Origin of the sequence: Niallia sp. XMNu-256 (assembly GCF_036670015.1) — a bacterium.
In the GTDB taxonomy this organism is placed as follows: domain Bacteria; phylum Bacillota; class Bacilli; order Bacillales; family Cytobacillaceae; genus Bacillus_BD.
Genome location: NZ_CP137636.1, coordinates 3,205,346 through 3,230,482 on the forward strand (window position 1 = coordinate 3,205,346; position 25,137 = coordinate 3,230,482).

The window sequence follows — 25,137 nt, forward strand, 5'->3', positions numbered from 1 at the left end:
CACCATTCTAATGAGTCTCCGCATCCACCTATCATCGTTTATTCAACCGAAAAAACGCCAAATTACTTGGCGTCTTTCACATCTTTTACGGTATTGATCTTTATTCCACTAAGGACTTGTCTTACTACATAACTAGCCATGATCAGGCCTGCTACAGAAGGGACAAACGCATTGGATGATGGTGGCATTTTTGCCTTGCGGATTTCTGCATCATCTTTACCAACGTATTTCCGAACATCCTCGCGAATGACAATTGGGCTTTCATCAGAAAATACAACAGGAACACCTTTCCGGATTCCTTCTTTTCTAAGTCTTGTACGAATGACTTTTGCAATTGGATCTGTATGGGTCTTTGATATATCAGCAATTTGAAAACGGGTTGGATCCATTTTATTTGCAGCACCCATACTTGAAATGATCGGAATATTTCTTTTTAAACATTCTTTAATAAGATGAATTTTATAAGAAATCGTATCGGATGCGTCAATGACAAAATCTAGATTATGTCCAAAGATTTCTTCATACGTCTCCTCTGTATAAAACATTTTTAAGGCGACAACTTCACAATCTGGATTGATATCAGCAATTCTTTCCTTCATTAAATCCACTTTAGGTTGGCCAATCGTTGACAATAAAGCGATGATTTGCCGATTCACATTTGTAATATCGACGTCATCCTTATCAATTAAAACAAGTTTTCCTACGCCTGAACGGGCAAGTGCCTCTGCAGAGAATGTACCTACACCGCCAACTCCTAAAACAGCGACCGTTTTATTTTTTAATGTTTCCAAACCTTCTTTTCCAAACGCAAGTTCATTGCGTGAAAATTGATGTAACATAGATAACCAACTCCATCATTCTTCTTATGCTTCATTTTTTCCTGTAAAAGAATATATCATACTTTGTTATAATTGTGCTATTAACAAAAATCAAATTCGTGTTGGCGAATTTGTGCCCTTTAAAATGAGAACCCCCTGCTAAATGAAGTTAAAAAACCATGTCGAAGTGACATGGTTTTTTCTCTTAATTATGTAGAAGAGTCCCAATTATGCCGTCGTTTTTTGTACCTTGTTTGAACCCGCACTCGGCAGGTGGGTGTTCTGCCTTAATGTTTGTACGTCCTAGTGAGTAGGCTTGTACGCTGATTAAGAACTCTGAACTCCCGAAGGTAAAGTGTTCGGTCAAACGAATGGTTTCACCACGAACACATCAGGACTCTTTAAAGCTTATCTTTATAATAACATATGATTTCTAAGTCATCAAGGATGTTCTTATTTAATCACAGTGGATGCAAGGTTTAATTCAATTAACTGCTCAGGGCTTACTTCACCTGGTGCATTTGTTAACAGATCACTTGCACTCGCTGTTTTAGGGAAGGCAATCGTATCACGAAGATTCGTTCTACCAGCTAATAGCATGATAAAACGGTCTAGTCCTAAGGCGATTCCACCATGTGGAGGTGTACCATAATCAAATGCATCTAATAGGAAACCAAATTGTTCATTTGCCTTTTCTTCTGTAAAGCCTAATGCTTTGAACATTTTGTTTTGGACGTCTCTCTCATAGATACGCAGGGATCCTCCACCAAGCTCATATCCATTTAAGACAATGTCGTAAGCTTGGGCACGGGCTTTTTCTGGTGCTGTTTCAAGTAGCTCGACATCTTCTCTTAAAGGCATTGTGAATGGGTGATGCGCTGCTGTAAATCGATTTGAATCTTCATCATACTCTAAAAGCGGCCAATCCGTTACCCAAAGGAAATTAAATTTACTTTCATCAATTAGGTTCATGTCTTTAGCAATTTTTAAACGTAAGTTTCCTAGAACATCGGCAACTACCTTTTTAGAGTCAGCACCGAATAGAATCAAGTCGTCTTTTTCTACTCCTAATAATTCATTTAAGGCTGCAAGCTCTTCTTCGCTAAAGAATTTAATAATCGGCCCTTTTAAGCCATCTTCTTCCGCTTTTAACCAAGCAAGACCTTTCGCTCCGTAACGAGCCGCATATTCAGTTAGACCGTCAATGTCTTTACGTGAATATTGGACAGCGCCACCTTTTACATTAATTGCTTTTACGACACCGCCGCTTGCAATGGCTCCAGCGAATACTTTGAAGCTAGAGTTTTTAAAGGCTTCAGTTAAATCAACTAATTTTAGTTCGAATCGAGTATCAGGTTTATCTGAACCATATTCTCCCATTGCCACGTCATATGGAATACGAGGGAATGGTGTTGCAACATCAATGCCTTTTACTTCTTTCATAATTCTAACAATCATGCGTTCCGTTAAATCTTGAATTTCCTCCGCACTTAAAAAGCTTGTTTCAATGTCGAGCTGCGTAAATTCAGGTTGACGATCCGCTCTTAAATCTTCATCACGGAAACAACGAGCAATTTGATAATAGCGTTCAATTCCACTAACCATCAATAGTTGTTTAAAAATCTGTGGAGATTGTGGCAGAGCATAAAATTCACCAGGGTGAACACGGCTTGGTACTAAGTAATCACGAGCCCCTTCTGGAGTGCTTTTTGTTAAAATTGGTGTTTCAATGTCAAGAAAACCTTCACCATCAAGGTAATCTCTCATTACTTTTGTCACTTGATGACGCATTTTTAATGTCTCAAACATGACCGGTCTTCTTAAATCAAGGTAACGATATTTTAAACGGATGTCTTCAGAAACTTCAACATCATCTTCGACCATAAATGGCGGTGTTTTCGATTCATTGATGATCGTCATCTTTTCGACTTGGACCTCAATTTTTCCTGTACTTAAATTTGGATTGAACGTTTCTTCATCCCTAGCAATAACCGTTCCTTCAACATCTACAACATATTCACTGCGCACTTTTTCTGCAACTTCTAGAGCTTCCTTATTAGCCTCTGGATTAAACACAATTTGGATAATTCCAGTCCGGTCACGCAAATGGATAAAGATAAGACCACCAAGATCACGACGTCTTTGCACCCATCCTTTTAATCTTACTTTTTCTCCGATTGCATTTTCTGGCACCTCGCCACAAAAATAACTTCTTTCAGTCATGGTATTTCCTCCTATTGATGTAATTCTTTAAATTTAGCTACAAAATTTTCTAATTCGATTTCCCACTGGTCACCAGTTTCCATCTGTTTGACATTAATTTTATTTGCCTCTAATTCATCTTCGCCTAGAATTGCTACATATTTAGCATTCAGCCGATCAGCCGCTTTCATTTGCGCTTTAATTTTTCGATTTAAATAATCCCTTTCAGCTGAAAATCCTGCTAAGCGTAGTTGATGCAGGAGCTTGACAGTATAATCTTGTGCTTTTTCACCTAAAGAAACAACATAACAATCTATATTTCGATTGATGGGCAAATCAACCTTTTCAGCCTTTAAGGCAGCAAGGAACCGTTCAATACTAAACGCAAACCCTATTCCCGGTGTTTCTGGACCTCCAATCTCCTGTGTTAGTCCGTTATAACGGCCGCCCCCACAAAGAGTTGTGATCGCCCCAAAGCCTTCCGCATCACTCATGATTTCAAAGGCTGTATGGTTATAATAATCAAGTCCACGAACAAGATTTGGGTCTACTTCAAAGGAAATCTCCAAATCAGTTAAATATTGTTGGACTTTTTCAAAGTAAAGTTTTGACTCTTCATTTAAATATTCAATAATCGATGGAGCTGTTTTCATCAATTCATGCTCTCGGTCTTGTTTACAATCAAGAATCCGCATTGGATTTTTTTCTAATCGACTTTGACAATCATGGCAGAATTCGCCAATCCTTGGCTGGAAATGTTGAATCAAAGCGCTGCGATGCGCCAAACGACTCTCTTTATCACCGAGGCTGTTGATCACAAGCTTTAATTTTTTCAAACCTAAACTAGAATAAATCGACATCGCCAGAGCAATTACTTCAGCATCAATCGCTGGGTCTTTACTTCCTAGTGCCTCTACGCCAAACTGAACAAATTGTCGAAAACGTCCTGCTTGTGGACGTTCATAGCGAAACATGGGTCCCATATAGTAAAGCTTTACCGGTTGATTCGGATCCCCATACAATTTATGTTGGACAAAAGAGCGTACTGTCGATGCTGTTCCCTCTGGACGCAATGTTATACTTCTTCCGCCTCGGTCTTCAAAGGTGTACATTTCTTTTTGCACGACATCGGTTGTTTCACCGACACTCCGTGTAAAGAGTTCAGTGTGTTCAAAAATCGGAGTGCGAATTTCATGGTACTGAAACTTTTCACAAAGCTCTCGCGCTTTTTGTTCAATGTATTGCCATTTCTCAACTTCACCCGGCAAAATATCCTGTGTTCCCCGTGGAATTTGAATAGACATCTATGTAAACCTCCTTGATAACTATCTTTAAATAAAGTGAAACCTCCATCAGTTGGAGTTTTCTTACATCTACTACTGATGGAAAGCCCGCGGCTACGGCTTGCTGATCACGCAGACGTTGCCGAAGGTGTGTTTAGTCTGTGTTCAACCTTCGGAGCTTTCCGGGCAGTTGATCCCCCACCTATCTTCTTTTGTTACTCAAAATCTTGAGGTGGGGGTGTACTGCCCGTTAAGCCTGAGAAATTTCAACAATTTTAAAAAGCCCTCGTCCCTTGTATGATTCTACCCATACAAGGGACGAGAGCTGTTATTCCCGTGGTGCCACCCTAATTGGAGTAAATGATCTTCACTCCCACTTTCCAGTTAACGCCTGACACGTCCTTCTCCTATTGATGAAAGTCTCTTCATGTTCAGAGAGAAGCCTCCGAAGTGTTCTTCATTTAGACATGATGGAGAAACACTTGCAGCCTACGATGTTTCCTCTCTATCCACCTGGAACTAAACTACTTTTCTTCTTCAACAGCTATAGTTATTTATGTACATTTTATATTTTAATAAATCTCACTTCATTTAAACATCATACGAATCCTAACGAATTTTGTCAATACCTGTACAATTAATTTCGCTCTAGTCGTCTCTTAAGCCTTTTTATATCTTGATTAGCAAAGCCAAATTCAGATGCTGCCTCTACCGATGTAGAGGACTGCTCTTTTTGAATGCTATCGCGAAAATCCAAACCAGACAATTGATTTTCTCCGAGAAATGCTGAATTCCCTTTATCTCCATGGCGCATATTTCTTCCTCCTATAACTATTCTATTCATCGTCTCTCTATTAGTTTGTCCTTATTTACAGAGTTCTCTTCATAAATTTTATTTTAAAAAGATGAAAAAACATAGAACAAGAAGGAATCCTCCTAATCAAAGTAGAATTAGTCTAAGGGATTTTTTTGTCCAGCGCAGCCGTTATCAGATTTTCTGATCAGAAAAGGAGGGAGAGAAACTGGAACCACTTAGAAACATGAAATACATAACAGCTTTGCTAATCATCCTTTCCATCCCATTCTTCTTTCCAGACCAAAAGGTTGAAGCAACTGGTGCAACGGTTACCGTTAATACGGAGAATTTAACGGTACGAAGTGGGCCAAGCTTGCAACATGACTATGTCACAACCATTTATAAGGGTGAACAATATCCTTCTGTAAAAAAAGAAGGTGAATGGATTCAAATCTTGTTACCTACTGGAAAAGAAGGTTGGGTTGCCGATTATCTCGTCTTTGTAAAAGAAGAAGTGGATAATAATAAAGTTGAGGATGAATACGAATCATTAAGTAATAATGATCATGGCCAAAGCCATTTCACTGGTAAAAGAGTGTTCATTACCCATAACGGGACCAACATCCGCAAAAACCCAAATACTCTATCTAATATTTTGGTAAGAGCAAACAAAGGGGATGCATTTGAGGTTACGGATGTGAAAAATGATTGGTACCAGGTTAAACTTGGAAACGGAAAAACCGGGTATGTGGCAGAATGGCTAGTAACAGAAAAGGAATCTGGAGTAAAAAAGGTTGATTCAGAAGAACGCGAATATGTTCATTCAGTAGAACACAAGTATACCGAGAAAACTGAACTTGAGGCTTATTTAAAGGATAAAAAGATTGTCATTGATCCCGGACACGGTGGAAAAGATCATGGTACAACAGGTTTTGGTGGTACATTAGAGAAGAATATTACGATCGAGACAGCGACTCGGTTATATAATAAACTTCGATCTGCTGGTGCTAAGGTCATTTTAACTCGTTATCGAGATCAATATATTTCTTTGCCTTCACGTGTATCTGCTTCCGCTCGTTTTGATGCGGATGCCTTTATCTCGATTCATTATGATAGTTTTCCTAACGAAGGTTCAGAAGGAGCAACAACCTTCTTTTATCATCCATGGCAAAGGGAGTTAGCCGTTAATATTCACTCCTCTGTTATTGATAAAACGAATATTCATAATCGGGGTGTTCGTAAAGGGGATTATTATGTGATTCGTGAGAACAGTCAAAATGCGGTTCTTGTTGAACTTGGTTTCTTAAGTAATCCGAGTGAAGAACTGCTTGTGACAAGTGAGCAATATCAAACGTTAGCAACGACTGGCATATACGAAGGGCTTGCACGGTATTTTAAAAATCAATACTAATTCATCCCTGTTAAATCCCTATTTTTAAAAAAACGAGCATGACCACAAACGGTCTGCTCGTTTTTTTATTTACTCTCTATAATTAAGGTAACAGGACCATCATTAATTAGGGAAACATCCATCATTGCCCCAAATTCACCTGTTTCTACATGTACATTCTTTTCTCTTAACAGTTTATTAAAGGTATCATAGAGATTTCGGGCTTGTTCCGGCTTTGCTGCCCCCATAAAATTGGGTCTTCTGCCTTTACGACAATCTCCATATAAAGTAAACTGCGAGACTGAAAGGATACTGCCTCCGACGTCAAGTAAGGAATGATTCATCTTCTCATTCTCATCCTCAAATATTCGTAAATTAACAATTTTATCCGCTAGAAAAGCAGCATCCTCTTCAGTGTCATCATGGGTAACCCCAACTAATAAAACAAGTCCCTTGTCGATCTCACCGACGACTTGATCATTTACAGTAACACTCGCTTTTTTACTCCTTTGAACAACAATACGCATTTATCTCATCACCTTAACTCATCACTCTTCGAACGGCATATAAATCAGGAATTTGTTTGATACGATCAACGACCTTCTGTAAATGACTAACATTTAATATCGAAATTGTCATCGTAATGGTCGTTATTTTATTGCGATCGGTTTTTCCTGACACAGCCGAAATATCTGTTTTTGATTCATTAACTGCTTGAAGTACTTCATTCAGCAATCCTCTACGGTCAAATCCTGTAATCTCAATTTCTACGTTATATTCTTTACGATCATTTAGACCTGTTTCCCACTCAACAGGGATTAATCTTTCTTTTGCATCATCTGTTACAATGTTTGGGCAGTCCTTTCGATGGACCGATACCCCTCTACCTTTTGTAATAAAACCAACAATATCATCACCCGGTACTGGATTACAACAACGGGAAAGTCGAATAAGTAGATTATCAATTCCTTCGACACGAACACCAGACTCACGTTTCCGCTTTTGTGGCATTGTTTTTAACTCTGCAACTGCATTGGTTATATTGGCAACTTGTTCTTGATCACGTTTCTTCCGCCACTTTTCCGTTAAACGGTTGGCGACTTGAAGGGCAGTTACACCGTTATAACCAACAGCTGCATACATGTCATCTTCATTAGCAAAATTAAACTTTTCAACTACACGCTTTATATTATCAGGAGTCAGGATTTCTTTTAAATCAAATTCCATTCCTTTAATTTCTTTTTCTACTTGTTCGCGGCCCTTTACTACGTTCTCTTCACGCATTTGTTTCTTGAAAAAGGCCCTGATTTTATTTTTTGCCTGGGATGTTTGTGCCAGCTTTAGCCAGTCTTGGCTTGGGCCATACGAATGCTTAGAAGTAAGTATTTCCAAGATATCCCCTGTTTTTAATTTATAATCAAGGGGAACCATTTTCCCGTTTACTTTGGCACCAATCGTTTTGTTTCCTATTTCAGAGTGAATTCGGTAAGCAAAATCAATGGGTACGGATCCAGCCGGAAGCTCGATCACATCCCCTTTTGGCGTAAAAACAAAAACCATATCGGAGAAGAGATCAACCTTTAATGACTCCATGAACTCTTCCGCATTCACAATGTCTTCTTCAAATTCAAGGATTTCACGAAACCATGAGAGCTTCTCCTCAAATGACCCTTCATGAACGGGCTTCCCCTCTTTGTATGCCCAGTGAGCAGCAACCCCATATTCTGCAATTCGATGCATTTCTTTTGTTCGGATTTGAACTTCAAGGGGATCACCTTTTGGACCGATCACTGTCGTATGAAGAGATTGATACATATTTGGTTTAGGCATGGCGATGTAATCTTTGAATCTACCTGGCATCGGCTTCCAGCATGTATGAATAATCCCTAAGACAGCATAGCAATCTTTAATTGAGTTAACAATTATTCTTACCGCAAGTAAATCATAGATTTCATTGAATTGCTTATTTTGTTGAACCATTTTTCGATAGATGCTATAAATGTGCTTAGGTCGACCGGATAATTCAGCCTGAATCCCAACATCATTCATTTGCTTCTTCAATTCTTGAATAACACCATCTAAATACTCTTCACGCTCTGCTCGCTTTCGTTTCATTAAATTCACAATTCGATAATACTGCTGTGGATTTAAATAACGTAAGGATGTATCTTCCAGTTCCCATTTAATTGCTGAAATCCCAAGGCGATTAGCAAGTGGTGCAAAAATTTCCAAAGTTTCATTTGCAATTCGACGTTGTTTTTCCGCTGGTAGATGCTTTAAGGTTCGCATATTATGAAGTCTATCAGCAAGCTTTATCATAATTACACGAATATCTTGGGCCATTGCTACAAACATTTTTCGATGATTTTCTGCCTGCTGTTCTTCATGAGACTTGTATTTAATTTTGCCGAGTTTTGTAACACCGTCCACGAGCATGGCCACTTCATCGTTAAAGATTTCTTTAATATCTTGTAATGTAGCTTCTGTATCTTCAACAACGTCATGTAAAAAACCAGCCGCAACCGTATAAGGATCCATTTCAAGATCTGCTAAAATACCTGCTACTTGAATCGGATGAATGATATACGGCTCACCGGATTTTCTATATTGAAAACGATGAGAATGTCTCGCATATTCGTAAGCTTTCTTAATAAAGTCGACATCCCCATCATTTAAATATTTACTCGTACGATCGATGACTTGTTCGGCGGTTAATACTTGATCATTCGCCATATAATCACCTTTTAATTAAATTTTTTAGGCTAATCCATTTTGCCTCCACGAAATTGCGTCAGATTATACCTGAGCTCGCTCAAATACTCTTTCCTTTAAAAGGCTGTGGCATCTGCTAGAGGCTTTAACTTCTATCATCCCCAGATGTGGAACCTGCACTGGATTGAAAAAAATGACGTACATCCCACCACTTATAGAAATGGGTGAGGTTTGCTGCAGAAAGTTAAACTATATTCCGCTTATAAAAAAACAAATGATTGTATTTATTATCATTAAAAACCGACAAGTTGTAAAGAAATTCATTCTATTTTTCGACATTATTATTAAAAGGAAAAGTTTATGATACAGTGCTCTTTTCCTCAGTGTTGGTTTTCTTTCATCCCTCCACTGAGGAAGCTTTAGGCCACAAAGTGCCCTTCACACAGACATTGCCATAGGCGTATTTAGTTTGTATTCAAATTTCGGAGCTTTACGAGGAGTTCTCATTATCTGATTGTTGTACTTAGAATCTTAGGTAAGACTTCCCGTTAAGTCCGATAACATTTCATGAAAGATACGAAAAGAGCGCTCTATTGTAAGCGCTCCCATCCCTAAAAGGTCATTAATGTCAACATATCATGTCCTTTTAATTTTTTTCTTCCCTCTAATTCGCTTAATTCGACTAGAAAAGCGATTCCAGCTACGACTCCACCTAAGCTTTCAACCAATTGAATGGTCGCATCGATTGTCCCGCCAGTAGCTAACAAATCATCCGTAATTAAAACTCTTTGGCCCGGCTTTATAGCGTCCTTATGAATCGTAAGGACATCTTTTCCATATTCAAGCCCGTAACTCACTTTAACGGTTTCACGAGGAAGTTTACCTTCTTTACGGACAGGGGCAAACCCTACTCCAAGTGAATAAGCAACAGGACATCCAATAATAAAACCACGGGCTTCTGGTCCAACAACCAATTCGATTTCTTTCTCCTTAGCATATTCAACAATTTGGTCAGTCGCATATTTATAAGCCTCTCCATTATTCATTAATGGAGTAATATCCTTAAAGCTTATGCCTGGCTTCGGATAATCCTTAACAATCTCAATATACTGAGTTAAATCCATTCCTTAACTTCCTCCTCATGATGAACCGTTGTGTGAAGCAGTGCATCAAACCAACTTTTTAATTGCTCATAAGATGAATATATTAATTCTTTCTCTAACATTAAGGCTTCCTGTTTCTGCTTATATGTGATTGAATCCGATAAATCATGCTTATTTGCATTTCTATTTAAGGTAATCAGTCCATTTTCCATTGTAACAAAATTTAGGTCTAAAAACACCTTTGCCATAAAGTCGACTGTTTCCTTCGTCCATCCACGTTGTTTAGCTAGCATACTACTATATTTTTGCAATTCAAATGGACCTTTTTTTGCTAAAAAGGCATAAAACCATTTAAAATGGTCTCTTGTTGGAATGGTTGAGAAGAAATCACTTTGTGCCTTATAAAAATGGGCGTAAATCCTCGCAACTTTTTTTCCAGACAACAATTGAATTAATAGATTTTTTGAAGGAGGAAAGTCAACTAAAATGACATGACAATGGTCTAGATCTATTTGTAATGCCTCCGCTTCAGAAGATACCCATATTACATCTGAATTCTGTAATGATCTTGCAAGTCTTGCATGCAAATTCGAATCAAAAACAATCCATTTTGTGCTTTCAATTGGTAATGTAGCAGCTAAAGGGGTAATTTTTTTCCCACCGCGATAATCAAATAACTGCCATGATAATACTGCTAAATCTTGCAAAAATATTTGTGGTTTTCGTTGATTATTCCACTCGTTAATCGACAATTCACCGATCACAGATAACTTGGACATCGGGGAAACCTGATCAAAGACATCTCCTAATCCAAATCCAACTCCGTCTAAGCTCATCCCCCCGTGATCCAATGTTAATTTTAAATGATTTTTCTCTGAGCCTATTTTTCTTATATTAGCTATTGGTGCATCTTTAATAAGAACCTTTGGCTTTGGATTTTCTGTCCCATAAGGGGCTAAACGATTCATTTCCTCAACTACGTCAATGCTAATATCTTCAATGCTTACTTCTGAATCAATATAACTAACCGGAGTTAATTCTTCTTCTAAAAGTTGTTCGTTAGCAAGTGTGTTCAATCGGTTTCTAAACTGATCAACATCGGCAATATTTAATGTCATTCCCGCAGCCATTGTATGTCCGCCGAAATGGGGTAAAATATCTCGACAGGTTGATAGATTTTTAAATAAATCAAAACCATCAATACTTCTTGCTGATCCTTTCGCAAGTCCCTTTTCTACATCATAGCTTAAAACAATCGTTGGACGATAATATCTTTCAACAAGCTTTGATGCAACAATTCCGATGACTCCAGCGTTCCAGTTTTCCTTCCCTACAACGATACATTTATTTTCGGTAAGTGGATAATGCTCTTCCACTAATCTGATCGCTTCTTCTGTAATTTGGTTCACGATCTCTTTCCGGTCAATATTTAGCTGCTCAATGTCTTCTGCCAATATTTCCGCTTGGAGAGCATCTTCTTCTAATAATAGATAAACAGCAGGGGATGCATCATCAAGCCTTCCGACTGCGTTAATTCGAGGCCCTAGTGTAAAGCCAATCGTTTCTTCGTTAATCTGTGCTTGATCTACTTTTGCTGCTTTTAGTAATGCCTTTATGCCAGGGTTTTGACTTTTCCTTAGTTGTATTATTCCCTTTTGAACAATTAATCGATTTTCAGCTTTAAGCGGAACTAGATCAGCTACCGTTCCAATGGCAGCAAACTGTAGTAAATCGTCTGTTACTCTGCCAAGCAACGCATGAGAGAATTTCAAAGCGACCCCGACTCCCGCCAGCTCTGTGAATGGATATGCGCTATTCTCTAATTTAGGGTGCAGAATCGCTAAAGCCTCTGGCAGTTCTGGTCCCGGTTCGTGGTGATCTGTTATGATTAAATCCATCCCAAGCTCTTTTGCCACTTGTGCTGGCTGTAGAGCGGCGATCCCGGTATCAACGGTAATAATCAGTTTGACTCCATTTTCATGCGCATACCTGAACGCCCCTTCGTTCGGACCATAGCCCTCAGTAAAACGATTCGGTATGTAAAAATCAACATTTGCCCCAAGTTCCTGTAATGTTTTCATCATAACCGTTGTGCTTGTAACCCCATCGGCATCATAATCTCCGAAAATCAGAATCGGTTCTCCAGCTGTAATTGCTTCCTGAACCCTTTGAACAGCTTTATCCATGTCTTTCAGTAAAAAGGGATCATGGAATTCTTGTTCTTCATTAAATAAAAAAGCCCTTGCCTGAGCAGGATTTTCTAATCCTCTATTAACAAGTAGCGAAGCAACTAATGGCGATATTCCTATTTGATCTGCTAATCCCATTATCTTTTCATTATTTGACGGTCGAACAATCCAACGTGTTCTTGACTGTAACATACGTTCACCCCTCAGTACTTTTATTATACAAAAGAGGTGAAGGCGATTCAATGAAGATATATGGAAAATAGTATTGAGTTTAATTTCTGATAACAGCAATTGTGTGATTTGCTGGTGTTTTACTGGTGAAGATGTTGGGATGGAGGCAACTTTGGGGATTTCTGGTGGGGTTTACTGCTATCGATAGGACGATAAAGGCAATTTTGGGAATTTCCACGGGGGCTTTGCTGTTATCGATAGGACGATATCAGCAATTTTGCGATTTTACCTGGAGGTTTGCTGCTATCAATGAACAGATAGAGGCAACTTTTGGAATTTCCACAGGGATTTGCTGCTATCGATAGACCATAAAAGCTATTTTGCGATTTTACTTGGAGGTTTGCTGCTATCAATGGGACGGATAGCAGCATTTTTCAAAACTTCCTCCTATTTTTGCTGTTATCATGCTCTATTTGCCCATCTTTATATCACCAAAAGGACTGCAGAAAAAATTCTGCAGTCCTCCATAACTTATACGACCGGTTCATCGGTCTTAACGGGCTTCTCTTTAAAGGTAATTAGAACGCCTTTCTTTTTCAGTTCTTTTTGTTTCATTACGACCCATAGCGGTGTCGCAATAAAGATAGAAGAAAGGGTACCAACAACTAATCCTACCGTTAGAGCAACCGAGAACGAGCGAATCGACTCGCTTCCAAAAATCATTAGTGCAACTACCGTTAATGTAACCATTAACACTGTATTTACTGATCTACCTAATGTTTGCCGAACACTTGTATTAGCTATATCGACAATTTCTTCAGCTTGTTTGATCTTCCTTCGTCGCTTCATATTTTCCCTAATTCGGTCAAAAGTTACGATCGTATCATTGATCGAATAACCCACAACCGTTAACAAAGCTGCAATAAAGGTTAAATCAACCTCTAAGCGAGTGATACTGAAAAATGGAATGATGATATAAGCTGCAAATAACAATGCAATAACCGCCGGAACAGCCATCCGCCATTCAAATCGGAACGAAACGAATACAATCAAACCAAGACATGTAATCAATAAGGCAACGACCGCATTTTTAGCGATCTCTTTTCCAACCATAGGCGTTACTGAACTAACATTTGGCTCAGAGCCATAGGCATCTTTAAGCTCGGCTTTTAAGTTAGAAATCTCTTCTTGTGAGAGTACATCAGATGTCCGGGCCACACCAATGTTTTGCCCATCTCCAGAAATCACAATATCATCCGTTGTAATATCCAGTTCCTCCAAATCCTGTGATACCATTTCAGACGTTATCGCCTGGTCTGCTAAAATCTCAATCCGCGTTCCTTGCGTAAAATCAATCGAGAGATTTAACTTAAACATCAGGAGGACAATAATCCCTACAACAAATAAAACACCAAAGATTCCAAAATACCTTTTTCGTTTTGTAACAAAATCAAAGCGATCAAATTTAGTAGTTAAATCTAATGTATCCACATTTTCTTTTAAATCATGAATCGCGGACTTTTTCACGCCAAACCAACCAGGTCGATGATCAAAGTAACCGCTGTTAACAAATAAGCTTAATAACCATCTAGATAAATAAACATTTGTGATAAAACTTCCTAATGTACCAATAATTAAACTCGTTGCAAACCCTTTTACCGAGCTTGTCCCGAAGTAAAATAGGACGGCTGCTGCTAAAAGAAGCGTAAGATTGGCGTCGGTCACCGTAGAAAACGAGTTTGTATTTCCTGCCTTAAAGGCAGATTTAATTGATTTCCCAACTCTAATTTCTTCTCTTATTCTCTCAGCGGTAATAATGTTTGCATCTACTGCTGTACCAACTCCAAGGATAAATGCCGCAATCCCTGGAAGTGTTAAAACAACATTCATCCAATCAAAAATCGTTAACGTTAAAAATAAATACACTGTTAAAGTGATCGTTGCAATAAAACCTGGTAAACGATAATAAAAAATCATAAAGAGGAAGACAGCAGCAATACCAAGTAATCCAGCAAAGACCGTTTCCTGCATCGCATGTTCCCCAAATTGGGCACCAACCGATGTTGAGTAAATTTCATCAAGCTGGACAGGCAATGCCCCTGCATTTAGAATATCTGCTAAACTTTTTGCCTCTTCAACTGTAAAATTCCCCACAATGCTAACACTATCTTGGTTAAAGATTTCATTAACCGTTGGTGCAGAGATAAATTTAGGATCTGGTTTCGTGATTTCGGATTGGAATGAGTCTGTTCCTTCCTCGAAATCTAACCAAATTACCAGATAATTATTTGGTGCCATCCCTACGATTTCCTCGGTCACCTTTTTAAATTTTTCAGCACTCTTTAATTTAAGTGAAACGATGGGCCGGCCATTCTCATCAAATGTTTGCTGGGCTCCGCCTTCTGCCAGGTCTGTACCGTCCATCATCATGCGATCATTAGCATCGCGGAAGGTCAGGTTGGCTTCTGTAGATAGGATTTCCCTCGCCTGATTTTGATCTTCAACGCCTGCTAACTGGACGCGAATCCGATCATTCCCTTCAATTTGAATGTTCGGCTCACTGACCCCGAGCACATTAATCCGGCGATCCAATGCTTCTGCTGTAGCAACCAGTGCCTTTTGATCAATCACTTGATCGTCTTTAGCTGGCTTCACCTCATACAGGACCTCAAAACCACCCTGTAAATCAAGGCCAAGCTTAATATTATTGACAATATCCTTTGTCGTTGTTCCCATCACAGCTCCCATGACGACAATAAAAATGACAAAGGCTATTATCCTGCTTCGTTTTACCATTATGTAAATTTCCTCCTTAGTGCTGAAAACAATCAAATTCGCTCCGAATTTGCGCCCCGGATTTTTATCACGCTTCAAAGCGCCCATTTCCAATTCAGTTACTTCTAAGTAACTAGTTGCAGTGAACTTACTGCCAGTTAGGACGCAGAAAATAACCCCTAGAAAATCAAAGGCACTGCCGGAGGCTTTAACTTAATTCATCCATCATTAAAATTCCAAATGTACTTTCGTAAATGCCTTTTCTCACCAATACGTAAGTGGAGGATTCTGATGAATTAAGTTAACTACTTAAGTAATTCTAATCGATCTTCTTCATTTTCCAAAGTAAAACTAGACTCTTTTAAAGCTTCTACTGTCGTGTAATTCATAAAATCGCCAATTTTTAGCGAAAAAATCTCTTGAACAACCTCAAATAACATCAGGTCAACCTTATCTTTTTTCCACTTTTTATTTACTAGGTAATCCCAGATATCCTGTTCAGTAACAGAATCATATCCTAATAAAATAAATTCCTCAACCTTGCTCTGCAACACCGGTCTGATCTTTTCATAAAAGTCAACATCATTACGGCTAATCTCCATATTAGCCCCTCCCCTTTAATCAAATTGTTGCAAGCTTTCGGTACAAAGATCATTGCTAAAGGAAGTTAAATTCATAGGCATGCTTTGTCCACCTGCAAGCATATAGATAATTGTATATTATTTTACCTTTTTTGAGAAGGCAGGGAATGCAGGTGTCTAAGTTTTTAAGAGGGACGATGATTTTATTAGCCGCAGGGCTGATCACAAGAGTACTAGGCTTTATCAACCGCATAGTTATCGCCCGTTTTATTGGTGAAGAAGGCGTTGGCCTCTATATGATGGCTGTCCCGACTTTTATTCTAGCCATTACAATCACCCAATTGGGACTGCCTGTTGCGATTTCGAAAAATGTCGCTGAAGCTGAGGCGGTTGGGGATAGAGGAAAGGTCAAGAAGATTTTAGTGGTATCGTTAGCAACAACACTAACACTTTCGGCCATTTTTACACCACTCTTATTCTTATTAGCCCCGCTTTTAGCAGAGACCCTTTTTACGGACAAAAGAACATTATACCCACTACTCGCAATTGCACCGGTCGTACCGATTATTGCCATTTCATCCGTTCTAAGGGGTTATTTCCAAGGGAAACAAAATATGAAACCGGCTGCTTTATCTCAATTAATTGAACAAGTCGTTCGAATTGCTTTAATTGCGTTTTTAACAAAGACCTTTTTACCTTATGGAATCGAATATGCAGCGGCAGCCGCCATGTTTTCAGCTGTAATTGGGGAATTAGCATCCCTTCTGTACTTAGTTACCACATTTAAACTAAAAAAGCGGTTTCGAATTAGAAAGCACTTTTTTACTTCTGTTAAGTCCGGTAAAAGTACGTTTCAGGAGCTAATGGGGATTGCTCTACCAACTACTGGCAGCAGGATGATTGGATCAATCTCTTGGTTTTTTGAACCGATTGTTGTGGCACACGCTCTGGCACTAGCTGGTGTTGCAACAACAGTTGCGACAAAACAGTATGGAGCACTAACAGGATTTGCCTTACCATTACTTATGCTCCCATCTTTTGTAACCCATTCATTATCAACCTCACTCGTTCCAGCGATTAGTGAGGCCAATTCACAAAATAATATGAGGTTAGTGGAGTATCGGCTTCAGCAAGCACTTAGATTTGTATTTATTTCTGGTGGACTAGCTATGATTGTTTTATACATTCTTGCAGAACCTCTTATGCAAGTGATGTATGGGTCAGCAAGCGGTTCTGGCTTTATTAAATTAATGGCCCCTTTCTTCCTTTTATATTATTGCCAAGCTCCACTGCAAGCAACGTTGCAAGCGCTAAATTTAGCAAGAGCAGCCATGATTAATAGTTTAATTGGTGCGGTTGTGAAAACGGCTGTCATTTTTCTTTTAGCAAGTCAACCAACCTTTGGAATTAATGGAGTAGCAATGGGATTATTAGTCGGGTTTATTTTAGTGACCTTCCTTCACTTTGCAACAATTATTAAATCCATATCCTTTTCCTTTTATGTTCGTGATTATATTAAAACGATTTTTGTAATCGTTGCTTCTAGCCTGTTCGGTCATTGGCTATTTGGAATCCTTCCCGCTAGTCAGTCTTTAGCCCTGAAAGTTATTAATGTATCCCTATCCGTTAGTATCGTCTATCTCATTCTTGTGCTCCTGTTAGGTTTGTTGAAACAAGACGAATTAAACCGGATTCCATGGATTGGTCCAACTCTAGCAAAACTTTCCCTCCTAGGGCAGCCCAATTCAACGATAAAGCGATGACGAAATGAGTCATCGCTTTATCGTTTCTATAAATTTTTTGTATCAATATAAAACTCTCTGTCCTGATAGCTGCAGAAAGAAATATCACTTATATTTTTATATCCTTTTTCCTTTAGTTTTTGTAACAGCCAATCCTCCGACTTTTGAATTCGGTTTAAATGATCATTTTGAATAACACCGTCAATAATAAGAGGCAGCGACAAACCTTTACCTTTTGCTTCCTTTTTCAAAACAGATAATTTTCCAGAGGGTTCTAGAATGGCAAATTCTACGTCAGCAATATTCCGTACACCCTTCTCACGTAGTTGCTGAAGGAGGTCATCAAAATTATAGCGCTGCTTCCGCATGGCATGTTCATCAATTTGACCATGATTAATAATAACGCTTGGAGATCCATCGATTAAATCTCTAAACTTCTTACTTTTTAAAGACATTCGTGCTGTTGAAATTTGAATGATCATTAATGCCAAAATTGCCACAATATATTGAATTGTCATTGTGTTCGTATCTTCAATCGCCATGACGGCTAATTCAGCAAGCATAATATTTACAACTAAATCAAATACACTCAATTCACCGATATCTCTTTTTCCCATAAGACGAAAAACAATAAGTATAATTAAATACATTAGAACAGTACGCCATAACATCGAAAAAAGACTATCCATTTTTAGTTTACTCCCTTCAGATAATCAACTTTATTGTGTGCAGAGTCATTAATTTTATGATGAAAAGAAAGTAATGCTTCTATCTTTGAGACTAGCCGAATAAGCATGTACAAAGACGATCTGAAGGGAGAGGTTTGCTATCGAAGAGTCAAAAAAACTAGGGAGTGCTGTTTTATATGGGACAATGACGATTTTTATTTTTGCAATCATCAGTAGTCTCATTTTTGCGTTTATTTTGAGGTTTACATCTTTGCAAGAATCATCTGTTCAATACGTTATTACAGCGATTTCGTTTGTTTCTTTATTTATTGGCGGTTTTATTGCCGGGGGAAAAGGAAAACAAAAGGGCTGGTTGTTAGGTGGATTAACAGGAGTCATTTATACAATCATTATTTTTTTATACCAATTCTTAGGTCTTGAAAGCCTTTTCTCCATTGAACAAATCATTTATTATATTTGTTATATTTTAATTTGTATGATGGGTGCAATTTTGGGCGTCAATATGAGTGATAAATCAAGAACAAACTAAAAAACAGGAGGCTGGTACTTCCGCCTCCTGTCCTTTGTTTAATTTTGAGAATCTACTACTTCACGTACCGCTGATTTATCATATGTAAGTCGGCTTCCATCGCCACATTTAATAACGATTTTCCCTTCATCAACAGCATCAACAATTCCATGCAGGCCACCAATTGTCACGACTTTATCTCCCTTTTGCAAATTGCTTTGCATGTTCGCAACAGCTTTTTGTCTTTTTTGCTGTGGACGAATTAATAGAAAATAAAACAATACAAACATTAAAAGAATGGGACCTACTGTTCCTAATAAACCTTCCATACTACTCCTCCTTAAAAGTTTTTAGCATTTGGCTCGTTAAAGCCATATTTTTCGAAGAACTCTTCTCTAAAGTCTCCCAAACGATCTTCGCGAATCGCCTGTCTGACTTGTTCCATTAATTTTATCAGAAAATGTAGGTTATGATAAGATGTTAATCGAATTCCAAAAGTTTCATCACAACGGATTAAATGTCGGATATAGGCACGACTGTAATTCCGGCAAGTATAGCAATCACAGTGCTCATCAATCGGCCCGAAATCTTTTGCATATTTTGCGTTTTTGACAACTAGTCTTCCGTTTGATGTCATTAGTGTTCCATTTCTGGCAATCCGGGTCGGTAAGACACAATCAAACATATCAATCCCCCGAATCGCTCCGTCAATCAAGGAATCTGGGGAACCTACTCCCATTAAGTAGCGTGGCTTATTCGCTGGAAGTAATGGTGAGGTAAACTCCAACACGCGATTCATAACGTCCTTTGGCTCACCAACAGATAAACCACCGATCGCATAACCTGGAAAATCAAGAGAAATTAAGTCCTCAGCACTCTGCTTCCGCAACGCCTCATACTCTCCGCCTTGAACAATTCCAAATAGTCCTTGATCCTCTGGTCTTCCGTGCGCCTTTAGGCAACGTTCTGCCCAACGTGAAGTTCTTTCGACTGATTTCTTCATATAGTCGTATTCTGCCGGATATGGTGGGCATTCATCAAAGGCCATCATAATATCTGATCCAAGGTCATTTTGGATTTCCATTGCTTTTTCAGGTGATAGGAATAGTTTGTCTCCGTTCAAATGATTCCGGAAATGAACCCCTTCCTCCTGAATTTTACGAAATTTGCTTAAACTGAATACTTGGAATCCTCCAGAATCAGTTAAAATGGGACGATCCCAGTTCATAAATTGATGTAAACCGCCAGCCTCTTTTACAATATCATGTCCTGGTCGTAACCACAAATGATATGTATTGCTTAAAATAATCTTTGCACCCATTTCCTTTAACTCTTCAGGTGACATTGTTTTGACTGTTGCTAATGTCCCTACAGGCATAAAAATAGGTGTTTCAAATGAGCCATGAGGAGTATGAACACGACCTAAGCGTGCGCCTGTTTGTTTACATGTTTTAATTAATTCATATGTAATTGCAGCCATAAGAGACTCCTTTCTAAAAGTAAAAGCACAAGCGCCTGATATGCCCCGACAAGTATAAGGCAAACCAGCAAGTAGATTATAGACTCACCTTCTTGACGGTTGGCTTATGACCTTGAGAGGGGCTAGGCACTGAAGCTAGATCCACTATTCATATTAAGTTAGATAATCAACATTGCATCTCCAAAACTAAAGAAGCGATATCGTTCTTGTACTGCTGTGTTATATGCATGCAATACATTCTCTCTTCCTGCCAGAGAACTTACAAGCATAATTAATGTGGACTTTGGAAGGTGAAAGTTTGTAATTAAACCATCGATCGCTTGAAACTCGTAGCCAGGATAAATAAAAATATTCGTCCAACCACTTGCCGCTCTGAACTTTCCCTCACCGGCTGTAGCGATGGTTTCTAATGTCCGTGTGGAGGTCGTTCCTACTGAAATAATGCGACCCCCTTCTTGGCGAACTTGGTTCAATACTTGTGCTGTTTCCTCTGTCATTTGATAGAATTCTGAATGCATATCATGCTCATCAATATTCTCAACACTAACCGGCCTAAAAGTACCAAGGCCGACATGAAGAGTAATAAAAGCAATATGAATTCCAGCTTGTTTGATTTCATCAAGCAAGCCCTCTGTAAAATGCAAGCCTGCGGTTGGAGCTGCAGCTGAGCCCCTCTCCCGTGCATATACGGTTTGATAGCGGTCATTTTCATCTAATTGCTCTTTAATATATGGAGGCAGAGGCATCTCACCGAGCTCTTCAAGAATTTCATAAAAAATCCCGTCATATTGGAATTCTAAAATACGGCCGCCATGATCAAGTTCCTCTATACAAACGGCTGTTAGCAACCCTTCCCCGAATACAATCTTCATACCCTTTTTAATTCGTTTTGCCGGCTTGACTAACGTTTCCCATGTATCGCCTTCTTTTCTCGTAAGCAACAGAACTTCAACTTTCGCTCCGGTTTCCTCTTTTATACCAAAAAGGCGAGCAGGCAAGACTTTCGTATCATTGAGAACAATACAATCTCCCTTTTTTAAATACGTTAAAATGTTTTTAAAAGAAGAGTGTTCAATGTCTCCTGTTTGTTTATTTAGCACCATTAGCCGACTGCTTGTTCGATCTTCTAATGGGGTTTGTGCAATTAGTTCTTCTGGTAAAACAAAATCAAATAAATCTACTTTCACACTTGTCACCTTTTTTCTGTCTGTTTAACGAAATTTCCCGATAAAATAAAAAAATAATGAAAGCACGACGCTTAATATAATCGAGGTCACAATCGGAAAATAAAAGGTTGTATTCCCCTTTTTAAATACAATGTCTCCTGGTAGTTTGCCAATTTGGATGAATTGCATGAGTAAGCCGATTATAAAGACTACAACACCTAGGAGCATCAACATTTTTCCGATTCCAGTCATACACCTGGCACCTCCAAACCTAAATGCTGATATGCGAGATGGGTTACAAGCCTGCCTCTTGGAGTGCGTTGCAGAAATCCAATTTGTAGTAGATAAGGCTCATATACATCTTCAATGGTGAGTGCTTCTTCACCAATGGATGCGGCAATCGCTTCAAGTCCAACTGGACCACCGCGAAATTTCTCGATCATCCCTCTTAATAATTTATGGTCAATATGGTCTAAGCCTAAACGGTCAACTTGAAGTTGTTCCAATGATTTCTGAGCCATTTCCTCTTCTATTTCCCCATTTCCAAGGACTTGTGCAAAATCACGGACTCGTTTTAACAAGCGATTGGCAATTCGCGGGGTTCCTCTGGAGCGACGGGCAATTTCAGCAGCAGCCCCTGGGGTAATTTCAGTTTGCAACACTTCAGCAGTCCGAATCACAATCTCCTGCAACTGATCGTTTGTGTAATACTCTAAGCGAGCATGTACACCAAAACGATCCCGCAATGGAGCTGATAAGGAACCTGCTCTTGTTGTTGCTCCAACTAACGTAAAAGGTGGTAAATCAAGCCTAACAGAACGTGCCTCTACCCCTTTGCCAATCACAATATCAAGGCAAAAATCCTCCATAGCAGGATAAAGTACCTCTTCAATGGCTCGAGGCAGGCGGTGGATTTCATCAATAAACAGGACATCCCCAGGCTCTAAGGCTGTTAATATCGCCGCTAAATCACCTGGCCGTTCAATGGCAGGGCCTGATGTGGTTCGAATGCTCACTCCCATTTCATTGGCAATAATCACCGCAAGCGTCGTTTTCCCAAGCCCTGGCGGCCCATACAAGAGGACATGATCAAGGGTTTCGCTGCGAAGTTTGGCTGCTTCAATAAAAACAGTCAGATTTTCCTTTACTTGATCTTGACCAATGTATTGTTTTAAATTGGTTGGACGAAGACTCGTTTCAAAAGAAAGATCCTCTTGACCCGCTTCACTTGAAATAATTCTTTCTTCCATATAATCACCCCCAGACGAACCAATTATGTTTTAAGAAGCAGCTGCAATCCTTTTCGAATATACTCATCTGTTGTTAAGTTTTCTACTTTTAATTTTGGCGATATCTTTTTAATTTCTCTTTCCGAGTAACCTAGAGCAAGCAAGGCGAGAATAGCCTCTTCAAATCCTTCATGTTTAGCCTCCACAGCTTCATGTTGATCGGAATTCAATAGATTTGGGAAATAATCAGGCAGGATATCAGGAAGCTTCCCTTTTAAATCAAGAATCATTTGTCTCGCTGTTTTCTTCCCAACCCCTGGAAATTTAATTAAAAATGCCTCATCTTCATTCTCGATTGCTTGTACAACTTGACTAGGTTCACCTGATGCCAAAATCGCTAGCGCACCTTTGGGCCCGATTCCTGTCACACTTAGTAGTTTCGTAAAGAGCAACTTTTCCTCTCGGGACCCAAAACCATATAAAGCAAGGATATCTTCACGTACATAAGTATATGTGTAAATCGTGGTTTCTTGCCCAAAATCCTTCGTATAAGAAAACGGATTTGGTGTGATAATTTGATAACCAATTCCATTATTTTCAATAACAATGTACTCAGGATGAATATATTGAACCTTTCCTTTAACAAACTCGTACAATATTTCTTCTCTCCTCTAAAAAAATCGCTGTCCAACATTTTATGATACATCATTTTATGATACATTAGTTTAGCTTTTATGAAAACTATTTGAATAAAATTGCACAAACAAAAAGAACCGAAATTCGGTTCTTTAATTTGCTTGTTTCTCTTTTGAGTAGTTTTTATATGTTTCTAATACTTCTACATAACGATCTTTTGTTTTAACCGGTATCCCATTCTTTAATTCTTCTCTTTTCGTGCTTTCTAGTTTACCTACATCGATTTGAAAGAAAGATTGAATGATATGAGATTTATAGGGTTTACCATTAAAGATCGATAAGATTCCATCATCTGTTACCCCAAAATATCCATTTGATTTTAATAAAGGGGAAATATCGTCAGCTCTTTTTTGAAATACCATTTTATTATTTTCCATCCCAATATATTGCCAATCATCATATTTAGCCCAAAAGTTCTCCATTGAGTAAATGGTTTCTGTGACCGTCTCTTCACTGATTTCTCCATCCATATATAGACATTTTAGGATCACTTCAACGGTAAACGGCTGACGCTTTTCCTCGTTAGACTCTGTTTCCGCAAACGCATGATTTTGAAGTCCAAACAGAAAACCCACTAAAACAAGGACCCATACTAGTAATAAACGGATATTGCTATAATAGAACTGTTTCGTTTGCATAGACGATCACCTCGCTCTTTAAGTAAAAGGACAAAATCTGTTATATTACATTTCTATTGTGACCATTTCTTTATTCGATTATCCTATTTTTAAATGAAAAACTAACTATATATTTAAAAATTTGAATACAAAAAATTTAAAAATTGATAATCATTTTTCCTCAAAAAACGGAGCTTGAAAGATCAGCTCCGCTAAAAAGGTTATTCATGATTTGTATTAACAATGTTATTTATTTCTTGTTGTAGGTCATCCCTTGGCCCACCGTTTTTTAAATCATTGTTAATCACTTTTATACGATTGAACTGACTCTCATTTGTAAGAACCGTCACTTGTTTTCCCTTTGAGTAAGGTTGAATAGTATCCTGTACGTTTTTCTTTGTTTCATCGGCCTTTTCTTTTTTTTCTAGAAGAACACCAATGACAATGGTTTCATCACTTATAATCGTTTGAGCTTCTTTCACGTTATTGACTTCATTGACTCTTTTTGTGATTTGAACACTTTGATTTCCTTGATTTTCTCGATTGTATGTTTTTTGTCCAGCAGGGATTTGCCGTGTCGATAAATGACCATGGTAATTGCGATCACTTGTACCCATTAATGGCTCGTTATAATTAGATGGGATATTCGCACCTTGACGAGGATCATTCCCTTTTGTATTGCGTTCTTCCCCTAATGAATGATCTAACATTTCAGTCATTGGACCATCATTATCATTGCCATCTAAAATCGTTACATTTCCACCATTTCGATCATGGCTCTCATTGGAATGATAACCGATTTTCATCGGATCGTTTTCTTGTCTCAATCCATTATTTGCCGCTTCATCGTTTGTACCACAACCTACAAGTCCAATACTAAGCAACGTACAAAGCATCCATGTTTTCTTATGTTGTTGCAACATAGTTCCACCTCTCTGTATCAATATCCCACGAGCATATCTACTATGCTCAAGTTTAGGGTATGGAGAG

Annotated in this window: 22 protein-coding genes, 1 other RNA gene and 1 other annotated feature; of the genes, 3 read left to right on the top strand and 20 right to left on the bottom strand. The window is 38.6% G+C overall.

The features are described from left to right. Window positions 1-62: 62 nt before the first annotated feature. From R4Z10_RS16355 to R4Z10_RS16375, 5 genes are all read right to left on the bottom strand, one after another. Window positions 63-839: a tRNA threonylcarbamoyladenosine dehydratase gene (locus tag R4Z10_RS16355; protein WP_338470357.1), complete on the bottom strand. Its 777-nt coding sequence runs from the start codon at window positions 837-839 to the stop codon at window positions 63-65. Window positions 840-1,035: 196 nt separating this feature from the next. Beyond that, window positions 1,036-1,219: non-coding RNA, 6S RNA (gene ssrS, locus R4Z10_RS16360), on the bottom strand. A gap of 52 nt (window positions 1,220-1,271) precedes the next feature. Beyond that, window positions 1,272-3,041 carry an aspartate--tRNA ligase gene (gene aspS, locus R4Z10_RS16365; protein WP_338470358.1) on the bottom strand — a complete coding sequence of 590 codons (1,770 nt, stop codon included), beginning with the start codon at window positions 3,039-3,041 and terminating at the stop codon, window positions 1,272-1,274. Between the two features lie 11 nt (window positions 3,042-3,052). Next, a complete protein-coding gene (gene hisS / locus R4Z10_RS16370; protein WP_338470359.1) occupies window positions 3,053-4,324 on the bottom strand; it encodes a histidine--tRNA ligase in 1,272 nt (423 codons plus the stop codon). Between the two features lie 290 nt (window positions 4,325-4,614). After that, window positions 4,615-4,853: a binding site (T-box leader), on the bottom strand. An 87-nt stretch (window positions 4,854-4,940) separates the two neighbouring features. Continuing rightward, a complete protein-coding gene (locus R4Z10_RS16375; protein ID WP_338470360.1) occupies window positions 4,941-5,117 on the bottom strand; it encodes a hypothetical protein in 177 nt (58 codons plus the stop codon). Window positions 5,118-5,343: 226 nt separating this feature from the next. On the opposite strand from R4Z10_RS16375, the gene R4Z10_RS16380 reads away from it, so the two are divergent. Further along, on the top strand, window positions 5,344-6,510 hold the full coding sequence (locus tag R4Z10_RS16380) for an N-acetylmuramoyl-L-alanine amidase (RefSeq protein ID WP_338470361.1): 1,167 nt from the start codon (window positions 5,344-5,346) through the stop codon (window positions 6,508-6,510). Between the two features lie 65 nt (window positions 6,511-6,575). Here R4Z10_RS16380 and dtd read toward each other — a convergent pair whose 3' ends face one another. From dtd to R4Z10_RS16410, 6 genes are all read right to left on the bottom strand, one after another. Then, window positions 6,576-7,016: a D-aminoacyl-tRNA deacylase gene (gene dtd, locus R4Z10_RS16385; protein ID WP_338470362.1), complete on the bottom strand. Its 441-nt coding sequence runs from the start codon at window positions 7,014-7,016 to the stop codon at window positions 6,576-6,578. Between the two features lie 13 nt (window positions 7,017-7,029). Beyond that, window positions 7,030-9,222 (bottom strand): bifunctional (p)ppGpp synthetase/guanosine-3',5'-bis(diphosphate) 3'-pyrophosphohydrolase, encoded by a 2,193-nt coding sequence (locus R4Z10_RS16390; RefSeq protein WP_338470363.1) that lies wholly within the window; start codon window positions 9,220-9,222, stop codon window positions 7,030-7,032. Window positions 9,223-9,812: 590 nt separating this feature from the next. Continuing rightward, window positions 9,813-10,325, bottom strand: a complete 513-nt coding sequence (locus tag R4Z10_RS16395; RefSeq protein ID WP_338470364.1) for an adenine phosphoribosyltransferase — start codon at window positions 10,323-10,325, stop codon at window positions 9,813-9,815. Next, window positions 10,316-12,685: a single-stranded-DNA-specific exonuclease RecJ gene (gene recJ, locus R4Z10_RS16400; protein WP_338470365.1), complete on the bottom strand. Its 2,370-nt coding sequence runs from the start codon at window positions 12,683-12,685 to the stop codon at window positions 10,316-10,318. The genes R4Z10_RS16395 and recJ overlap by 10 nt, the downstream gene beginning before the upstream one ends. A gap of 510 nt (window positions 12,686-13,195) precedes the next feature. Further along, complete coding sequence (secDF, locus tag R4Z10_RS16405; protein WP_338470366.1) at window positions 13,196-15,460, bottom strand: protein translocase subunit SecDF; 2,265 nt, start codon at window positions 15,458-15,460, stop codon at window positions 13,196-13,198. 284 nt (window positions 15,461-15,744) lie between these two features. Then, window positions 15,745-16,041 carry a post-transcriptional regulator gene (locus tag R4Z10_RS16410; RefSeq protein ID WP_338470367.1) on the bottom strand — a complete coding sequence of 99 codons (297 nt, stop codon included), beginning with the start codon at window positions 16,039-16,041 and terminating at the stop codon, window positions 15,745-15,747. A gap of 152 nt (window positions 16,042-16,193) precedes the next feature. On the opposite strand from R4Z10_RS16410, the gene spoVB reads away from it, so the two are divergent. Further along, window positions 16,194-17,783: a stage V sporulation protein B gene (gene spoVB / locus R4Z10_RS16415; protein ID WP_338470368.1), complete on the top strand. Its 1,590-nt coding sequence runs from the start codon at window positions 16,194-16,196 to the stop codon at window positions 17,781-17,783. Between the two features lie 26 nt (window positions 17,784-17,809). Here the strand turns inward: spoVB and R4Z10_RS16420 are convergent, their stop codons facing one another. After that, complete coding sequence (locus tag R4Z10_RS16420; RefSeq protein WP_338470369.1) at window positions 17,810-18,451, bottom strand: DUF421 domain-containing protein; 642 nt, start codon at window positions 18,449-18,451, stop codon at window positions 17,810-17,812. A 139-nt stretch (window positions 18,452-18,590) separates the two neighbouring features. Between R4Z10_RS16420 and R4Z10_RS16425 the strand changes: the two genes are divergently transcribed. After that, on the top strand, window positions 18,591-18,980 hold the full coding sequence (locus tag R4Z10_RS16425; RefSeq protein ID WP_338473263.1) for a TIGR04086 family membrane protein: 390 nt from the start codon (window positions 18,591-18,593) through the stop codon (window positions 18,978-18,980). A 38-nt stretch (window positions 18,981-19,018) separates the two neighbouring features. On the opposite strand, the gene yajC is transcribed toward R4Z10_RS16425, so the two are convergent. The 8 genes from yajC to R4Z10_RS16465 form a co-directional block, all read right to left on the bottom strand. Then, window positions 19,019-19,288: a preprotein translocase subunit YajC gene (gene yajC, locus R4Z10_RS16430; RefSeq protein ID WP_338470370.1), complete on the bottom strand. Its 270-nt coding sequence runs from the start codon at window positions 19,286-19,288 to the stop codon at window positions 19,019-19,021. A gap of 11 nt (window positions 19,289-19,299) precedes the next feature. Then, window positions 19,300-20,439, bottom strand: a complete 1,140-nt coding sequence (gene tgt, locus R4Z10_RS16435) for a tRNA guanosine(34) transglycosylase Tgt (RefSeq protein WP_338470371.1) — start codon at window positions 20,437-20,439, stop codon at window positions 19,300-19,302. A 158-nt stretch (window positions 20,440-20,597) separates the two neighbouring features. Then, the gene (queA, locus tag R4Z10_RS16440; RefSeq protein WP_338470372.1) at window positions 20,598-21,626 is read right to left on the bottom strand and encodes a tRNA preQ1(34) S-adenosylmethionine ribosyltransferase-isomerase QueA; all 1,029 of its coding nucleotides are present in this window, start codon (window positions 21,624-21,626) and stop codon (window positions 20,598-20,600) included. Between the two features lie 24 nt (window positions 21,627-21,650). Continuing rightward, complete coding sequence (locus tag R4Z10_RS16445; protein ID WP_338470373.1) at window positions 21,651-21,857, bottom strand: DUF2905 domain-containing protein; 207 nt, start codon at window positions 21,855-21,857, stop codon at window positions 21,651-21,653. After that, on the bottom strand, window positions 21,854-22,855 hold the full coding sequence (ruvB, locus tag R4Z10_RS16450) for a Holliday junction branch migration DNA helicase RuvB (RefSeq protein ID WP_338470374.1): 1,002 nt from the start codon (window positions 22,853-22,855) through the stop codon (window positions 21,854-21,856). Before ruvB ends, R4Z10_RS16445 begins: the two co-directional genes overlap by 4 nt. A gap of 23 nt (window positions 22,856-22,878) precedes the next feature. Beyond that, window positions 22,879-23,490 (bottom strand): Holliday junction branch migration protein RuvA, encoded by a 612-nt coding sequence (ruvA, locus tag R4Z10_RS16455; protein ID WP_338470375.1) that lies wholly within the window; start codon window positions 23,488-23,490, stop codon window positions 22,879-22,881. Window positions 23,491-23,622: 132 nt separating this feature from the next. Further along, window positions 23,623-24,168, bottom strand: a complete 546-nt coding sequence (locus tag R4Z10_RS16460; protein WP_338470376.1) for a BofC C-terminal domain-containing protein — start codon at window positions 24,166-24,168, stop codon at window positions 23,623-23,625. Between the two features lie 200 nt (window positions 24,169-24,368). After that, window positions 24,369-25,067, bottom strand: coding sequence for a YhcN/YlaJ family sporulation lipoprotein (locus tag R4Z10_RS16465; RefSeq protein ID WP_338470377.1), 699 nt, complete (start codon window positions 25,065-25,067; stop codon window positions 24,369-24,371). Between the last annotated feature and the right edge of the window lie 70 nt (window positions 25,068-25,137).

Excerpts from the sequence above, each read along its gene's own strand:
- R4Z10_RS16355 (WP_338470357.1), bottom strand. The coding sequence starts at position 839 with ATGTTACATCAATTTTCACGCAATGAACTTGCGTTTGGAAAAGAAGGT.
- aspS (WP_338470358.1), bottom strand. The coding sequence starts at position 3,041 with ATGACTGAAAGAAGTTATTTTTGTGGCGAGGTGCCAGAAAATGCAATC.
- hisS (WP_338470359.1), bottom strand. The coding sequence starts at position 4,324 with ATGTCTATTCAAATTCCACGGGGAACACAGGATATTTTGCCGGGTGAA.
- R4Z10_RS16375 (WP_338470360.1), bottom strand. The coding sequence starts at position 5,117 with ATGCGCCATGGAGATAAAGGGAATTCAGCATTTCTCGGAGAAAATCAA.
- R4Z10_RS16380 (WP_338470361.1), top strand. The coding sequence starts at position 5,344 with ATGAAATACATAACAGCTTTGCTAATCATCCTTTCCATCCCATTCTTC.
- dtd (WP_338470362.1), bottom strand. The coding sequence starts at position 7,016 with ATGCGTATTGTTGTTCAAAGGAGTAAAAAAGCGAGTGTTACTGTAAAT.
- R4Z10_RS16390 (WP_338470363.1), bottom strand. The coding sequence starts at position 9,222 with ATGGCGAATGATCAAGTATTAACCGCCGAACAAGTCATCGATCGTACG.
- R4Z10_RS16395 (WP_338470364.1), bottom strand. The coding sequence starts at position 10,325 with ATGGATTTAACTCAGTATATTGAGATTGTTAAGGATTATCCGAAGCCA.
- recJ (WP_338470365.1), bottom strand. The coding sequence starts at position 12,685 with ATGTTACAGTCAAGAACACGTTGGATTGTTCGACCGTCAAATAATGAA.
- secDF (WP_338470366.1), bottom strand. The coding sequence starts at position 15,460 with ATGGTAAAACGAAGCAGGATAATAGCCTTTGTCATTTTTATTGTCGTC.
- R4Z10_RS16410 (WP_338470367.1), bottom strand. The coding sequence starts at position 16,041 with ATGGAGATTAGCCGTAATGATGTTGACTTTTATGAAAAGATCAGACCG.
- R4Z10_RS16420 (WP_338470369.1), bottom strand. The coding sequence starts at position 18,451 with ATGGATAGTCTTTTTTCGATGTTATGGCGTACTGTTCTAATGTATTTA.
- yajC (WP_338470370.1), bottom strand. The coding sequence starts at position 19,288 with ATGGAAGGTTTATTAGGAACAGTAGGTCCCATTCTTTTAATGTTTGTA.
- tgt (WP_338470371.1), bottom strand. The coding sequence starts at position 20,439 with ATGGCTGCAATTACATATGAATTAATTAAAACATGTAAACAAACAGGC.
- R4Z10_RS16445 (WP_338470373.1), bottom strand. The coding sequence starts at position 21,857 with ATGACTGGAATCGGAAAAATGTTGATGCTCCTAGGTGTTGTAGTCTTT.
- ruvB (WP_338470374.1), bottom strand. The coding sequence starts at position 22,855 with ATGGAAGAAAGAATTATTTCAAGTGAAGCGGGTCAAGAGGATCTTTCT.
- R4Z10_RS16460 (WP_338470376.1), bottom strand. The coding sequence starts at position 24,168 with ATGCAAACGAAACAGTTCTATTATAGCAATATCCGTTTATTACTAGTA.